The sequence below is a fragment of the Streptomyces sp. NPDC054849 genome, from assembly GCF_053610945.1.
Map to the genome: position 1 here is coordinate 74170 of NZ_JBSGZI010000024.1, position 16093 is coordinate 90262.

General features: G+C 74.5%; 13 protein-coding genes. 2 read left to right on the plus strand and 11 right to left on the minus strand.

Features of this window, described 5'->3' with window-relative positions; genetic code table 11:
- From ACWGIF_RS13965 to ACWGIF_RS14015, 11 genes are all read right to left on the minus strand, one after another.
- Positions 1-594: a phage tail protein gene (locus tag ACWGIF_RS13965; RefSeq protein WP_453495970.1), complete on the minus strand. Its 594-nt coding sequence runs from the start codon at positions 592-594 to the stop codon at positions 1-3.
- A gap of 71 nt (positions 595-665) precedes the next feature.
- Positions 666-2630, minus strand: a complete 1965-nt coding sequence (locus tag ACWGIF_RS13970) for a putative baseplate assembly protein (protein ID WP_453495927.1) — start codon at positions 2628-2630, stop codon at positions 666-668.
- Entirely contained in the window at positions 2630-3100 is a 471-nt protein-coding gene (locus ACWGIF_RS13975) for a GPW/gp25 family protein (RefSeq protein WP_453495930.1), read from the minus strand. The genes ACWGIF_RS13970 and ACWGIF_RS13975 overlap by 1 nt, the downstream gene beginning before the upstream one ends.
- 157 nt (positions 3101-3257) lie before the next feature.
- Positions 3258-5123, minus strand: coding sequence for a VgrG-related protein (locus ACWGIF_RS13980; protein ID WP_453495933.1), 1866 nt, complete (start codon positions 5121-5123; stop codon positions 3258-3260).
- Positions 5120-5845: a CIS tube protein gene (locus ACWGIF_RS13985; RefSeq protein WP_453495936.1), complete on the minus strand. Its 726-nt coding sequence runs from the start codon at positions 5843-5845 to the stop codon at positions 5120-5122. Before ACWGIF_RS13985 ends, ACWGIF_RS13980 begins: the two co-directional genes overlap by 4 nt.
- 1 nt (position 5846) lies before the next feature.
- A complete protein-coding gene (locus ACWGIF_RS13990) occupies positions 5847-6284 on the minus strand; it encodes a phage tail protein (RefSeq protein WP_453495939.1) in 438 nt (145 codons plus the stop codon).
- Between the two features lie 108 nt (positions 6285-6392).
- Entirely contained in the window at positions 6393-6563 is a 171-nt protein-coding gene (locus tag ACWGIF_RS13995; protein ID WP_453495942.1) for a hypothetical protein, read from the minus strand.
- 3285 nt (positions 6564-9848) lie between these two features.
- Positions 9849-9992 (minus strand): hypothetical protein, encoded by a 144-nt coding sequence (locus tag ACWGIF_RS14000; RefSeq protein WP_453495945.1) that lies wholly within the window; start codon positions 9990-9992, stop codon positions 9849-9851.
- The gene (locus tag ACWGIF_RS14005; RefSeq protein ID WP_453495948.1) at positions 9989-10381 is read right to left on the minus strand and encodes a hypothetical protein; all 393 of its coding nucleotides are present in this window, start codon (positions 10379-10381) and stop codon (positions 9989-9991) included. Before ACWGIF_RS14005 ends, ACWGIF_RS14000 begins: the two co-directional genes overlap by 4 nt.
- An 80-nt stretch (positions 10382-10461) precedes the next feature.
- On the minus strand, positions 10462-10905 hold the full coding sequence (locus ACWGIF_RS14010; protein ID WP_453495951.1) for a phage tail protein: 444 nt from the start codon (positions 10903-10905) through the stop codon (positions 10462-10464).
- 88 nt (positions 10906-10993) lie between these two features.
- Positions 10994-12616, minus strand: coding sequence for a phage tail sheath family protein (locus ACWGIF_RS14015; RefSeq protein WP_453495954.1), 1623 nt, complete (start codon positions 12614-12616; stop codon positions 10994-10996).
- 346 nt (positions 12617-12962) lie between these two features.
- Between ACWGIF_RS14015 and ACWGIF_RS14020 the strand changes: the two genes are divergently transcribed.
- Entirely contained in the window at positions 12963-15092 is a 2130-nt protein-coding gene (locus ACWGIF_RS14020; RefSeq protein ID WP_453495957.1) for a BTAD domain-containing putative transcriptional regulator, read from the plus strand.
- A gap of 116 nt (positions 15093-15208) precedes the next feature.
- Positions 15209-16093 (plus strand): COG1470 family protein (locus ACWGIF_RS14025; RefSeq protein ID WP_453495959.1); only part of this gene is annotated, 885 nt, incomplete at its 3' end.

Genomic DNA, 16093 nt, shown 5'->3' on the forward strand with positions numbered 1-16093 from the left:
TCAGTTCCCTTCCGGAACAGAGGAGTGGAGCGGGATGGCGGCCAGGAGCTCGGCCGTGAACGGCAGATGCGCGGGCCGGGCCGCGGCGACGACCGCGTGCAGCCGGTGCCGGTCGCCCGGCGCGGGCTCGCGGGGCAGCCGTACGGTGACGTGCAGCGCGGCCCGCGGTGCGCCGGGGAACGGCCCGAGCGGCTTGGCCGACCAGGAGGCGCCGCCGCTCTCGGTGATCTCGGGCCGGACCCCGAAGCACAGCCGCACCGCTTCGGCCAGACCGTGCCGGGTGCCGCGCCGCCGGTGCAGAGCGGTGGCGGTGGCCACGGCGTGCCGGCGTACCGCCACGGGTTCGTCGCCGCCGAGCTCGGCTCCGACCCAGTCCGCGAGCCAGTCGACGAAGTCGGCCGGGGCGAGCGCCGGGTCGAAGTACGCCTCCAGGCAGTCGAGCACGTTGAAGACGGGCGCCAGCATCGAGTCCAGCCCGGTGACGAACCGCTGGGCCAGGTCGTCGTCCGCGTAGACCGCGGGCAGCGCGAGGCCCAGCGGACGCGGCGACTCCAGCCCGTCGAGGGCGCCACGCGCACTGGTGCCGCCACCGATGCCGGTGCCGGTGCCGGGGCCGGGGCCGGGGCCGGTGGCGGGGCTTGCGCCGGGGCCGGGGCCGGGGCCGGTCACAGGGCCTCGATCACGCGGACGCGGTGGTCGAAGGGGAAGAGCAGCGCGGACGGCCCGAGATCGACCCGGTCCGTGGCGTCGCCGCGACGCCCGGTCAGCGGGTCGGCCGGATGGAGCAGCACCTCGTCGACCAACTCCACCCCCGGCACCCGCTGGAGGGCCGCGAAGACCTCCCCCGAGCGGAGCGACCGGCCGAAGGGCCAGCCGCGGCCGTCCGATCCGCCCGTCAGCGGATCCAGGTACGTGTACAGGGCGTCGAGGGCGTCCTCCCGTACCAGATCCGCGGTGGCCGACCGGTAGCTGTGGACGGTGGCCACCACCGTCACCCCTTGGTAGAAGGGCGGCCCGACCGCCAGCCTGGTCCCCAGCGGGCGGCGTTCGTCGAGGAACCCGGTGATCCGGGACAGCAGTTCGTCGCCCGGCACCAGTTGCTCGAAGCGCAGCCGGCCGCCCCGATCCGTCACGGCCTGCGGCACCACCAGCACGCGGACCGCGTTCTCCCCGACGGCCCCCGCGTCGGCCGGTGCCTCCGTGCCGGCGGCCAGGCACTGGATCCGGGCGGCCTCCGGGGCGGCCCGCCGGGTCAGCTCCTCGTAGTCCCGTGCGGTCACCGCCCGCTCCTGCGCGCGCAGGGCGATCGGCGCCCGCAGCCGGGCCTCGTCGACCGTTTCCCCGTCGACCCCGCCCCGGGCGGCCTCCCGGTTCTCCACCCTCGCGATGTACGGGATGGAGCTGCGCAGGACCTGGATCGCCCCCCGCGCCACGTTCCCGCCGCGGCCGCCGCCCACCCCATAGCGGGTCGCCCGTACGGCCGCACCCTTGGCCGGGACGGCACCGAACTGCCGCAGCGAGCCGTCGGGTTCCCGTACCGCCGGTCCGAAGGCGATCTCGCCGGTCGTCGCGTCCAGGGTGAAGTGCCGGTCCCCTGACGCGGAGGCCGAGAAGTCCGCGACCTCCCGCCACCGCTGCCAGCCCGCCCCGTCCGAGACGTCGAGCAGCACGTCGCCCACCACCGGTACGTGCGCGAGCCGCACCCGGTGTCCCGGCACGCCCTCGGCCTCCCCGAGCGGCTCCTCCCGTACGAACTCCGCGTGCGAGGCGGTGACCGTACCCCCGATGGTGAAACCGTCGGCGTCCCGCACGGTCGGCGAGGACGTGTAGAACGGTTGACCGGGCCGGGGCGCCGTCACCCGGCAGCGCACCCAGCCGGCCTCCAGTCCGCCCAGCCGGGACAGGGTGTGCCCCGTCGGCAGGTGCAGTACCACGTCGCCGGGCCGGTTGAGGCCGCCCGTGGAGTCGGAGGCGACCTCGCAGGCCGTCCAGCCGTCGGGCGTCCAGGCCTCCCAGGCCAGAGGGGGCTGGCGGGGGTCCACGCCCACACCGTCGACCCTGCTGTCCACCCGCAGGACCGCCGCGCAGCCGGGCAGCGCCGCCGACAGTCCGAACAGCAACAGATCTCCCGCCTGAGGGAGTTCCGTGAACACGGGCACGTCCACCCCGGCCCGGACCTCCTGCGTGCGGTCGACGGGTGCGGCCCCCGAGCCCTGGCAGAGCAGGTGGGAGAGGGTGCACGGGACCAGGGTCAGATCCCTCTCCGTGGCGAAGACCACCGCTTCGTCGGTCTCCGTGCGACCGGTGGCCACCTCGGTCCCCGCGGGCAGGACCACCGGCTCTGGCTGGGGCGCGGCGAGCCAGAACGTCACCGGCGCACGGGCGGCCGACGGCGGGAAGAGCGTGATGCCCAGCAGGTCGAGGAAGGCCAGCTGGTTCTTCTCCGGAACCCGGTTGAGACGGTAGACCAGCTGGTCGGCCATGTGGGCCACGGCTTCGATGAGGGTGACCCCGGGATCGGAGACGTTGTGGTCGCTCCACTCGGGGCAGCGTCGCTGGATGTACCGCTTGGCATCGTCCACGAACTGCTGGAAGTGCCGGTCGTCGAGCCGGGGTGCGGGCAGGGCCATCAGTGTCGTCCGCTTTCGCTGGGGGCCGGGGAGCCGGTGGTGGGGTGGTGGCCGTCGGCGGGGTCCGCGTCGCCGCCCTCGGCGGGAATCACGTAGAAGGGGAAGACGAGGCTGCGGGGGTTGTTCGTGCCGCGCACCGTGTACCGCACGTCGATGTGCAGCACGGCGGGGTCGTCCGGCGCCGGGGTCACGGTCACCTCCCGCACCTCGATCCGCGGCTCCCACCGGTCCAGTGCGGTGCGGACCTCGTACCGGATCCGCCCGGCCGTCGCGTCGTTGGCCGGCGCGAAGACCAGGTCGTGCACCGCGCAGCCGAACTCCGGGCGCATCGGCCGCTCGCCGGGGGCCGTCGCCAGGACCAGGCGCATCGCCTCCTCCACCTCGCGGTCCCGGCGGGCCAGCGCGATGGCCCCGCCCGGGTCGATCCGCATCGGGAAGGCCCACCCGGCCCCGACGAAGTGCTCGCTCATCTGCTCGTTCCCTCAACGTTTCCGAATCGTCGCCCTGCACCGTGCGCCCTGCGCCCGTTGCGCCCTTGCGCTCTGGGCCCTGCGCCTTGCGCCTTGCGCCTGCGCCTTGCGTTTGCGCAGTGCGCCCCGCGCGCTGTGTGCGCCTTGCCCGGATGCCCTAGAACGGCACCCCGTTGCGTGTCGTGACGCCGATCAGCGACACCGTCGCGGCCGTGATGCCGACGTTCCCGATCGCCTGGACGGCGACCCGGCCCGGCGTCTGCACGTCGACACCCAGCCGTGTCTTCACGTCCATCCCGAGGCCCGCCTTCAGGTGCAGTCCGCGGCCCGCGCTGAGGTTCAGCGCGCCGGTCGCCGACAGCGTGAGGTCTCCACCCGAGTCCACCTCGACCCCGCGGGCGCCGTGGATGGTGACCGTGCCGTCGCTGCTGATGGTGAGCGTGGTCTGCGCCTCGTTGAGCTGGACGGTCATGCCGCCGTCGCCGGTGCGCAGCCGGATGCCGCTGGACGCGCGCGCCGTCCCGGTCCGCTCCAGGAGCTCCACCGTGTGTCCGCTGCGCGCCGTGAGCGAGCGCCAGTTCACCTGCCCGGAGGTCGGGTCGACCGCCGCGATCCCGTCGGGTTCACGGGTCGCCCGGTCGACCCCGTTGTAGAGCCCGGCGAGTACGTACGGGTGCTCCAGGGAGCCGCGGTCGAAGGCGCACAGCACCTCGTCGTTGACGTTCGGCAGGAGGAGCCCGCCGCCGCCGATGCCGCCGAACTGCGCGACCCGGCACCAGCCGCTCTCGTACGTGTCCGAGAGCCAGGGGAAGCGCAGCCGTACGCGGCCCAGGTCCAGCGGGTCCTTGATGTTGGTGACCAGCGCGACGGCCACCCCCGGCAGCGGCGCCGCCGGCTCGCCGCCCGATCCTGCGCCTCCGCCCGAGGCGAGTCCGTAGAGCGAGCGGAACTGTCGCCCGGAGACGGTCAGCCAGGTGACGTACGGCTGGCCCGAGGCGAAGACGTGACGGACACCGGTCGCCGTGTACTTGCCCTCGAAGGGGAATCCGGCGCCCTTCACCGCCACCGGCCGGCCCGGCATCAGCCCCGGATTCCCCGTGACCGCCACCTCCAGCTCCCCGAACGACCCCGCGACGTCGTCGGCGAGCGCGCGGGCGGCGTGCGTGACCTCCGAGGGGGTCGTGTAGGGAACCCGCGTGGCGTCCAGCCCCGCCTTCCCGAAGGCGGCCGTCAGCTGCGCCGCGGTGACGTCGGCCATGATGTCCTGGGTGGTTCCGGCGGCCGCCGAGGCGGCCAGCGGCCGCTTGGCCGTCATGTCCCAGCCGCGCACCGTCACCTGACCCACCTGGCCGGCGGAGGTCAGCGCGATCCTGCTCTGCAGGGTGTTGCGGCCGAACTCCAGAACGTACGGGCTCTGCAGCGCGGGCGTGGTGTCCGCCGGCGCACCCGCTGCGGGTGCGAGCGGGGCGAAGTCGAGCCTCCCCTCGGCGTCGAAGGAGAGCCGGACGTCGTTCTCGGCCGCCAGCCGGGACAGGTAGTCCCAGTCGGTGATGCCGGGCTGGGTGGCCAGCTCGTACACGGTCGGCGTGGGCTCCACCCGACCCAGCTCCAGCCCGCACTGCCCGGTCAGCTTCCGCACGATGTCCGACGCCGTCATCTGCGGGTAGCCCGCGACCCGCCGATTGCGCAGCAGCCGGTGGCCGGGGTCGTAGCCGCGCAGCACGAGCCGGCGCCCGGCGCCGGGCTCGGTGTCCACCTCCAGCGCGGTGACCTCGCCGGTGATCAGCGGAGTGCCGCGGACACCGTCCGTGAAGGGGCTGATCACCGCCTTGGAGCCGACGGTGAGCTGGGGGTACAGCAGGGTCAGGGTGCCATCGCCGTCCGTGAAGGTCAGCTGGAAGGCGGAGGGCACGTTCACACTCGCGTCCACCCAGCCCTCGGTCAGCAGGGTGGCCAGCGGGTCGGGGAGCGGAGAGCCGCCGAGCTGGACGTGGAGGAGGGTGGTGAAGGTGGTCTCGCTCATGTGGCACGCTCCGAGCCTGCAGGGAGAAGGAGTTCGGTTCCGGGACGCAGCCGCATCGGGTCGTCGATGCCGTTCACCTCGGCGATCAGCCGCCACCGGGTCGGGTCCCCGTACTCGCGCCAGGCGAGGGAGGCGAGCGTGTCACCGGCCACCGTTCGGTGGACCCGGCGCGCAAAGAGCGCGCCCGAGGTCGGGTTCTGGCGCTTGGACTCACTCGGGATCTCGGTCAGGGACATCGAGCAAGTGGCGCGCAGGGGCGTGCCGTTGGGGCTGAAAAGGGTATAGGTGGCGCTCGCGTGCGTCACGAACGCGGTCAGCTGGACCGTGCTGAAGGAGCCCCACGAGAACTTCACCCAGGGCGGCGAGGGAGCCTTGGTGCCGACGCTCTGTTCGGTGACCTCGCAGCAGGAGAGCAGCAGTTCCACCTGGCTCTGTACGGTGCTCGCGCCCGGAGTGCCGGAAGCGTCGAGGAAGACCTCCACGCGCAGCTGCGCCGGGGTGACCCCGGTGAACTTCGGCGGAGCACCGCGTGTGTACGCGACGGCGGGCTCGCTGCGCCACTGCGCGGACCGGGACAGCTGGAGCTGACGCGGATTGAACTGGAAGCGGACCTCGCCGATCAGGCCGCCGACCGAGCCGCCGAGCCGGGCGGGCGGCTGGTGGACGGCGAGGGAGGCGCGCGAGAGGCCTGCGGCGGCGCGGCCGCCGGTGGGTGCGGGCACGTCAGATCCCTCCGGCGTCGGTGAACCCGTGGTGCGCGATCTCCAGGGTCTCGGTGGCGACGGAAGGGCTGGCCGGGTTCAGCGTCGGCCCGGTCCAGCGCACCGGCAGTACCTCCACGAGCCCCCACTGGGCGACGACGGAGCCGTCGGCGCGCAGGGCGGCGATCTGGGCGGTGGGGCGGGTGATGCCGGTGGCGAGGGAGGAGATCCAGGCCGCGACGCGGGCGGTGTCGGCGGTCAGGGGGCGGGTGAGGCGGATGGTGGAGAAGGTGACGCGCGTCGGCAGTTGCCAGACGAACCCGTTGTTCCCGCCCTCCTGGTGCTGCTCGACCTCGACCTGGGAGGAGAGCCCGTCGCAGCCGTTGAACAGCCCGAGGTTCTGGCCGTCGATGCTGAGCTTGAAGAAGACGGTGGAGCCGGCGTCCGGTGGCGTGGGCATGCGGGACCCTCTGTTCGTGTGCGGGTGCGTGTCGCGGTGCGGGCGGGGCGGTGCGGTGCGGGTGGCGGTACGGCGCGGGCGGTACGTGCTCGGCCGTCCTGCGGTCGGTCAGCGGTCCCGGAGGCGGCCCAGGCGTTCGCGGTCCCCGCGCAGCTCGGCGCGCAGCAGCCGCGAGAGCGGTGCGACGAGGCGCCGGGCGAGGGCGTCGAGTTCGGCCTGGGGTGGCGGGGCCGGTTCGGGGGCGGTGACCGCGGGCGGGGTACTCGGTGCGGGCTGCACCGGCGCAGGCGCAGGTGCAGATACATGTGCCGGCGCGACGGGGGTCGAGGGGAGGGGCACGGGTGTGCCCGCGGTGAGGATCCGTTGCAGGGGTGCGGAGCTCGGCGGGGCCGGAGGTGCGGGTGCGGGTTGCGGTACCGGGGACGGTACGGATGCGTGCCCGGCCGTCGGCGGGGTGTGCGGGCCGAACGGGGTGAGCGTGGCCAGCGGAAGGGGTGCGGCACCGGCGTGTGCGGCCGTGGTCCGGCGCAGCACGGCGGGCGCGGCGGGGCAAGGCGGGCTCGGCTCCGTGGGCGGCCCCGCCGGGACGATCGGGCGCCTTGAGGCCAGCAGGACCGGAGCCGCGGGTGCCCGCTGGATCGGCGGTCCGGGAATCCGTACGGACGGGAGGGGCTGTGAGGCCACCGGGCGGGTGTCCGGAAGCGGGACCGGGGCCGGGGCAGGTACCGGTACCTGCGCGGGTGTGGACGGCGGCGGCTGCTCGGAGGCGGGGGCCGGCCTGATCGGGGCGCCGATCAGGGGCCGACGCATCCTGGACTGCGGTTCTTCCGCCGTGGCGCGCTGGACACGCCGTACGAGCGGCTTGCGTGTCCCCGTACCCGGCCTGGGGGAAGCGGCCATGGGTACGGGGACGTCAGGGGCCCCCGGGATCGGAGCAGCGGATCCGGTGGGCGGTTCGTGGGTCCCCGTACCCGCCCCTGGGGGAGGAACGGGTACGGGGACGACTGGGGCGCCGACGGGCCACACCGTCCGCGACGGCACCACGGGCCGGGGCGCGGAGGTCAAGGGCGAGGACGGCGCGGTGAGGGTGCGCTGGACGGCGGGCCCGGACGGCATCCCGGTCCGGGTGGAAGCAACGACGGCGGAGGCACGGGCCGCCGCCGCCACCGCGGTGACGGGGGGAAGGCCGGGTGCGAGCCCGGCCCCGGCCTCGGCGGCGGGGAGAACCGCGTGCGAACCGGCCCGTGATACGCCGTGACCGGCGCCGGCCGGGGAGGACTGCGGCACTGCGGGCGTCGGCCCGCCCCCCGGGGCGCCCACCGGGGTCGTTGGAGGCAAGGGTACGAGGGGCGCAGCGCCCGGCGCGGTTTCCGTACGGGACGCTGTCCGCGTGGCGCGTTGCACAGCGGGCACGACGGCGCGGGGCGTCGTGGCGGGGGCAGCCGTCACGGCCGCGGTCCCTGCCCCTGCCCCGACGGCGGGGGAATCCGCTGCCGGTACGACGGAAGGCACACGACGACCAGCGCCCGGCGACGCGGACTGCGCAACCACGGGCGCGGCCACCCCCGTAGGAACAGCGGGCCCGGCAACCCGCCGAACGGCAGGTGCGACCGGACCCGTTGGCACGGCCGGAGCAGGCCCGGCGGGCAAAGAGGCGGAGGGCACGGGGCTGGGAACGGTTTCCGTACGAGGCGCTGCCGACGCGGTGGGGCGTCGAACAGCGGGCACAGGTGTCGGAGCGGCGCCGGGAACCCCTCCGGGTGCGGCGGACGCCACGCCGCGACCAGGCGAGGTGGCCTGCGAAGCGACGGGCTCCGCCGCTACCGGATCAGCGGGCGGTACGGCCCCCGGCACGATGGCGCGCTGAACGGCGGGGGCGACCGTGTGGCCCGTCGTGGCCGATACCGCCGGCACGGGCCCGGAAACGGCTTCCGGAACGGCGGACGGCTTACTGCGGCCGGCACCAGGCGGGGTGGCCTGCGGAGCGGCAGGTGCTGACACCACCGGAGCAGCGGTTGGTGCCGCCTCCGGCCCGGCGGGCCGTTGCACGGCGGGCGCGGTCGTGAGGGGTGTCGTGGCCGGGGCCGGCAGGGTCACGGGGGGCGTCCGGGGTGCCGTCCGTGCCGGGTCCGCAGTCTCCGGGGTGTGGTCGCGAGCAGGGCCCGGGGTGGTACCCGTACCGAGTTCCATCGGGGGGAAGGCACGCTGAACGGCGCGCGTCGCGGGGGCCGGAAGGCCTGGCGGCGGCGAGTCCGCGGAGGTCCTCGGCGTGTCGGCGGCGACGGGGCGCACCGGTGTGCCCGCATCCGCGTATCCGACCACGGGTGTCGAAGCAGCCGCGGCGGATCCGGCTCCGGACAGCGGGCCCGATGTCGCGGCTGTGGCGTGGGAGGTATCAGAGCCCGGGACGGGCGCGGACACGGCCGCGGGCCGCAGCGCGGGGGCGGACAGGGGCCGCGCGGACATCGGAGCGGTGCGCTGTGCACGGTGCGGGGGCGCGGTGTCGACCGTCCCGGGGACGGCGCGGCCCTGAACCGGCTGCGTCGGCGCCGGCACCGGAACGTCGTGCGGCTCGCCCCCGGCGGGGGCGGTCGCCGGAAGCGGCGGTGCAGAAGGGGCCGCGGCAGGGGCGGCCGCCTCGACGGGAACCGACGGAACCGGGCCGGGGAACCCGGCCGGAACCGACGCCCGGGACGCATCCCGCGCGTCCGATGCAGAACCGCCCCTCGGGACCGACGCCTCGGACGGGGCCTGCCCACCCGACGGGTCGGCCACCACTCCCCGCGCCGAGGCACCAGCGGGCGCGGACCCCCGCGCCGGTGACGACCCGCCGGCCGGATTCGGCACGGCCTTCGGGGCCGGCGCAGCCATCGGCGTAGGGCGACCGGCAGGCGTGGACGCGGTCGCCTGTACCGGGCCGGGGGACGGGACCGGACCAGCAGATGTGGCCGACACCACGCCCGGCACGGGCGCGTCGGTCGGCACGCCCGCAGCCGTCGCGATCGACCCACCCGCCCCGGTCGGCGCGGCGGCCGGGACCGGCTCATCCGCCGCAGCCTGGGCAGCCGACGGAACAGTCCCGCGCGTTCGGGCCGGTGACTGCGCGGGCGGTCCCGCGAGGGGCAGGCGCTGCAGGGTCGGCGAGACGGGGAGTGGGGTCGGACCCGTGGGGATCGGGGTGACGGCGTCGAGCAGGAGGCCGGACGGGGCCGATGAGGCCACGTCGTGCCCGAGGCCCCCGTTGAAGGCCAGTGTCTGCCGTGTGGCCAGTGACGCCGCGAAGTCCCGGTCGGCCGTCAACCGGGGTACTCCCAGCACCCGCTGGACCGGAGCCGTGGCCGCCCACCCGCCGTCCGCCGGCTCAGGCACCGGCGCAGGCACAGACACCGGCCCCGGCCCCGGCCCCGGCACGGCCGTCGGCGCGATCCCCGCCGCTTCCGCGCGCTCTCGTCGGCGCCGACCGAACAGGCCCATGTCCCTCCCCTTCCTTCCGCTTCCCCGTGTCCAGCGACGTTGCTGCGTCTCCACGTCGCTACGTCTCTCCGCCGCAACGCCGTCGCGCCGTTACGGCTCCACCAACTGCGCCACCCGCCGTACGTACGCCTGCCGGTCCGCATGCTCCAGATCGAGGATCGCGTCCATGCCCCAGTGCAAGTGGTAGGCCAGGTACGCGGTCTCCTCCTCGATCACGTCGGCCGCGTACGTCACGATTCCCCCAGGCGGCTCCCGGCCAGCTCGACTTCGAACGCCCCTTCGCAGTGCGGGCACGAGACCGCCGCCCGGGTGTGGCCCTCGGCGTTGATCCGCCGGTAGAAGTCCTGGAGGAAGGCGAGGTCGGAGGCGAACATGTTCTCCACCGTCCCGTCGTGCACCATGGCCAGCGTGCCCAGCCGGGTGATCACCCGGCCCAACAGGACCACCGACAGGTACGCCGGGTTCTCCCGCACCCGGACGTCCCGCAGCGGGACCAGTTCGTCGCGGGCCGTGGCCAGCCGCATGGCGCCGCTGCGGTGTACCGTCCCCGACTCGTCCACGAAGCCCCGCGGCAGTTCGAACTCGAACTCCGTGCGCAGCGGCTCCCGTACGTCCGTACTCATGCCGGTGGCCGCCCCGGACGACGACGCCTGCGCGTCCACCGTCGCGGTACCCGGTGCCGGCCCCGGTCCCTGGCGCCGCATTACTCGATGACCAGCTCTTCGAAGGTGATGGTGACCTGCTCGGTGAGCGCCGAGGCGGCGCCGGCCTTCACCGAGCTGACCTCCACCTTGGAGCACCAGGCGTTGCGCAGGTTGTACCGGCGCACCGGCTTGTCCTGGTAGTCCATCATCATGATCGTGGCGTTCTTGCGGGCGGAGCCCATGTCGCCGTTGATCGAGGCGCTGATCCATTCCGTGAACGCGCTGGACTGGGTGGCACCGCGCGTCACCGAGCACTGCCCGGCCTTCTTCACCCCGGGCAGTTTCTTGATGACGGGGCGGCCGTCCGCCGAAACCTGCTGGTACTCGATGACGTCCTGCTCCATGGACAGGCTGCTGACCTCCTGGAGGAACTCGACCATCACGCCGTCGATCTGGAGGCCGAAATTGTGTGAGGTGAGCGCGTCACCGGGCTGAAGGGACATACAGGGCTGCTCCTTGTGCGTGTCTGCGTGTCTGCGTTGTCGGGTGGACCGGCGGGCGCCGGGCCCGTCCGGTGGGTGGGTGAGGGGCCTACTCCTCCAGCTCGCCGCCACCGCCCGAGAACTGGGCCAGGCGGAAGACCACGAATTCGGCCGGCTTCACCGGGGCGATGCCGATCTCGCACACCACGCGGCCGAGGTCCACGGACTCGACGGGGTTGGTCTCCGCGTCGCACTTCACGTAGAACGCGTCCTCGGGCCGCTGCCCGAACAGTGCGCCCGAGCGCCACTCGTTGACGAGGAAAGCCGAGATGTTGCGGCGGATCCGCGCCCACAGGGCCTGGTCGTTGGGCTCGAACACCACCCACTGGGTGCCGATCAGGATCGACTCCTCCAGGTAGTTGAAGTAGCGGCGCACGTTGAGGTACCGCCAGGCCGGGTCGGAGGCCAGGGTGCGGGCACCCCAGACGCGGATGCCACGGCCGGGAAAGGCGCGGATACAGTTCACACCGACGGGGTTGAGCAGATCCTGCTCGCCGCGGGTGATCTGGAGCTCCAGGTCGACCGCGCCGCGCACGATCTCGTTGGCGGGGGCCTTGTGCACGCCGCGCTCGGCGTCGTTGCGCGCCCAGACTCCCGCCATGTGGCCCGACGGAGGGACCACCTTGGTCTGACCGCTCGACGGGTCGAAGACCTTGAGCCAGGGGTAGTAGAGGGCGGCGTATCGGGAGTCGTAACCGGCCACGTCCATACGCCACTTGCGGATGTCGCGGGCGTTCAGTCCGGGCGGTGGGTCGAGGACCGCCATCCGGTCGCCCATCAGCTCGCAGTGCGCGACCATGCCGAGCTGAACGGCTTTGACCTGTTCCAGGTTGATGAGGCCCTGCTGGTATGCGGCCATCAGGTCGGGCGCGGCCACCATGTTGACCTCGTCCAGGGCCTCCAGGCCGCCGAAGCCGGTGCGGTCGGCGGAGTCGCCGATGAACTGCGCCGATTCCAGCCGTCCCGCCGGGGCGGCCGGCGCACGGCTCGCGGCGGCGGGCGCGGGCGTGACCGCGGAGGCGGGCGGCACCAAGGTCAGCGTCTGCGCGTCGGGCCGGGACGGTGTGACGCCCGGCGTGGCCTCCTCGACCACGATGGTCTTGGAGCGCTGACGGATCTGCGTGACGACGTAATTGCGCGCCGACTTCTTCGCGCTGACGTCGAAGTCCTCGACGACGGTGTCGCCGTCCTTCACCAGCAGCTTGAAGCGGTCGGCTCCGCCGCCCTCGCCCTCCACGTCCTGGACCACCACGGTGAGGGTCCCGCCGCTCGCCCCGCCGCTCGTCCCGCCGCCCGCGGTGAGGGCCGCGACCGTGAAAGCGCCGAGGGCGACGGCTTCGCCGGCGGTCGAGCCCTGCGGTGCGGTCGCCACGGCCGCGGGCTGCGCGACGGCGGCCGCCCCCACCGGGGCGCCGCCGACACGGACGACGTACGCGGCCGTGCCGCCGTTGTTGAAGAAGCCGTACACGGAGTGCGCCAGGTAACAGCCGTCCGTGAAGTCACCGAACTCCGCCACGTACTGGGACCAGTTGGTCACCAGCGTCGGCTCGTTGAGCGGCCCGAAGGGCGCCAGCCCCACAAAGGCGGCGACGGAGGTTCCCACGCCCTCGATGGGCCGGGACCCACCGGCGACTTCCTCTACGTAGACACCGGGGGAAAGGTAGTTGGGCATGCGGTCGATCTCCTACGGGACGGGGTGGGGCAGGGCGAGGACGGAGTGCACGACGGAGCGCTGCAGCGGCGAGGGGTGGCCGCAGCCGGCGCCGTGCACGTGCTGCTCGGCGGCCGTGCGGTCTCCGCCGTCCCGGCCGGGCTGCGGCGTCTCGTGCGTATGGATGGCGGGCCTCCCCGTGAGGTCATCGGTTTCCGCTGGTCAAACCGACCTTCCCGTATCCCGGTACCCCGCCGGGAGGGCCGGGCGGACGGTGTCGAGGGCAGCCCGGGCTGCCCGCCCGTACATCCGGCGTGCGGCCGAAGTAACGTTCCCTTCGACCGTTGTGCGGCGGAATGGGGCGCGAGTGGGCCAGGAACAGGGCACCGGAGAGGCCGCCGGGTTACGGTTCCGGCTGCTCGGGCCGATGACCGCCCGGGCACCCGGCGGGGCACAGCTGGCACTGGGGTCGAACCAGCAGCGGGCACTGCTGGCCGTTCTGCTGCTGCGGCGCGGCCGGACCGCCCCCATGGCCGAACTCCTGGATGCGCTCTGGGGCGAGCGGACGCCGCCTCGCGCCGTGGGCACCCTGCGGACGTACGTGTCCCGGCTGCGCGCCCTCTTCGAACCCCACCGGCCCGCCCGCGCACCGGCCCGCCTGCTGGTGTCCGCATCCGACGGCTATGCCCTGCGGCTGCACGAACCGGTGCTGGACATCGACCAGTTCGAGCGGGGACTGGCCGCCGCGGCCCGGCTGCGCACCGCAGGTGCCACCGGCGAGGCCTACCGCACCCTCGGAGACGCCATCGGGCTCTGGTCCGGCACACCGCTGGCAGGACTGCCCGGCCCGTACGCCGAGGCTCAGCGGGACCGGCTGACCGAGCTGTGGCTCACCGCGCGGGAGGACCACTTCCACGGCGCCCTGGAACTCGGCCTGGACCGGGACATCGCGGCCGTCGCCGCCCTGCGCGCCTTCGCCGCGGAACATCCGCTGCGCGAGCGGACCCAGGGACTGCTCATGCTGGCCCTGCACCGCGCGGGCCGGTCCGGCGAGGCGCAGGCGGTGTACGAGGTCACCCGCAAGATCCTCGACCTCGAACTCGGGGTGCCGCCCGGTCCCGAACTGGCCGCTTTGCAGAGGCGGTTGACGGCAGAGGCCGGCCGCGCGGGCGCGCGTCCGGTCGCTCACTCCGTCGACCGCACCGCTGACGACCGCTCCATCGACCGCGCCGTGGACCGCTCCATCGCTCGCGCCGCCGGGGACCTGACCATCGACCGCTCCGTGGACCTCACCATCGCCCGCGCCGACGGCTTGCACCACCGTTCCGGACCGCCCGGACCCGGTGTTCCCGGGCGGGCGGAACCCTCGTCCGAGCGGGGCACCCAGCCCGCCCCCGCGTTCTCTTCCCTCTCCCCGTCCGCTCCGGCCACCCCGCCTCCCCACCCGGCGGCATGCGGGGGATCCGCCTCCTCCCCAGTCCCCTTCACGGGCCGCGCGGCGGAGACCTCCCTCCTCACCCGGGTGCTGACCGGCACCGCCACGGCCGTGCCCCTCGTGGTCCTCACCGGTATGCCGGGCATCGGCAAGACGGCTCTCGCCGACCACGTCGCCGAGCACGTCCGGGCCTCCTTCCCCGACGGTGTGCTCCGAGCCTGTCTGCGCGGAGGCAGCGCCGAGCCGCTGGCCCGGCTCGTGCGCGCCCTCGGCGTCCCCGGCCCGGCCGTGCCGGAGGGGCTCGAGGCCAGGGCCGCGCTCTACCGGTCCCTGCTGGCCGGGCGGCGCGTTCTCGTCATCCTCGACGACGCCCGGGACACCGCCGAACTGCTGCCGCTCCTGCCCGGGGCCCCGGGGTGCGCCGCGCTCGTCACCTGCGCCGGAGGCGGCCTCGTCGTACCGGGTGCCCGGCTGGTCGACGTAGGGGAACTCGACGACGGGGCCGCCCTGGAGCTCGTGGCCGCGGTCGCCGGACCCCGCCGCCCGCAGGGGGAGACCGCGGCGCTGCGCGCACTCGTGAGCCGGTGCGCCGGGCTGCCGCTCGCCCTCCACCTGGCCGGCCGGCGGCTGGGACTGGACCCCGGTCTCCCTGCGGCCGCCCTCGCGTCCCTGGACGGACCCGGCCTGCTCGCGGCGCTGAAGGCGGACGGCACGGCCCTGGAGGACCGGTTCCGCCGCTCCCGCGAACTCCTGACCCCGGCCGCTGCACGGGCCCTGCGCGCCACGGCGGCGGCCGCGCCCGACGGCTTCGGCCACGCCGAGGTCGCCTGCCTGACCGCAACCCCCGAGGCCGAGGCGGCGGACGCACTCGACGAACTCGTCGACTCCGGGCTGCTGTTGCCCGGCGCATCGGACAGCTACCGCTACCATCCGCTGGTCCGCGCGTTCGCGGGTGACGCGAGCCCTGCCCACCGACCGCCGACCACACCGACGGCCGCTCAGCCGACCACACCGACGGCCGCTCAGCCGACCACGCAGCGGACCGTTCCGCCCGACCGCTGACACCTCCGGTGTCTGCACGGGCCTGTGCACGGGTGTCCGCTCGGGCAGCCGGGCGTGCCCCCGGTCCGGTACTTTCGGGCACCGGCCGCGGGCCTCCCGCGACCTAGCCTTCCCGCATGACGATGTGGACCACTCTCGATCCGGCCGCCGTGGCCGTCGACCCCGGCGGCCAGGGCACGGCCCGCCTGCGGGTACGCAACACCGGGGACACGGTGGAGGAATACCGGCTCTCGATCGTGGGCGACCCGGCCGGGTGGGCCCGGATCGAACCGGAGACCCTGCGGCTCTACCCGGGCAGCGAGGGAACCGCCGAGATCACCTTCGCGCCGCCCCGCACGTCGGACGCACCGGCCGGCCCCGCTCCGTACGGTGTGTTCGTCGAACCGCGCGAACACCCGCAGTCCCGGGACGTGCTCGAGGGCCGTGTCACCGTGGCGCCCTTCACGGAACTGCGTGCCGAGCTGGTGCCGCCGAGGCTCGTCGCCCGGTTCCGGGGGCGGGCCGCCATCGCCGTCGACAATCTCGGCAACACCCCGCTCACCGCCTCCCTCACCGCCCGGGACGAGTCCGGCCGGCTCGCCTTCGACATCCGCCCCCAGTCGGTACAGATCGCTCCCGGCCGTGCGGTCTTCGCGGACCTGGAGATCCGGCCCCAGCAGATCTCCTGGACCGGCCGGCCGGAGACACACCGCACGACCGTGACGGTACGCCGGTCCGGGGAGGCCGGGAACCTGGAGCTCACCGGGGACTTCGAGCAGTGCCCGGTGTTCCCGGGCTGGCTGCTGCTCGCCGGCGGGCTGCTGGTCACCGGGGCGGTCGCCTTCGCCGCGCTCTGGTTCGGCTTCTCCCCCAAGGTGAACTCGGCCGCCGGGGAGATGAAGACGGAGGCCGGCGCGGTGCTGCCCGGTCCCCTCGGCGGCCAGAGCCCGCTGCCCGCAGCCCCTCCGCCGCCCGTGGACCCGGCGCTCCCCGGCGGCGGTGTCCCGGGCGGCGCGGGCGCA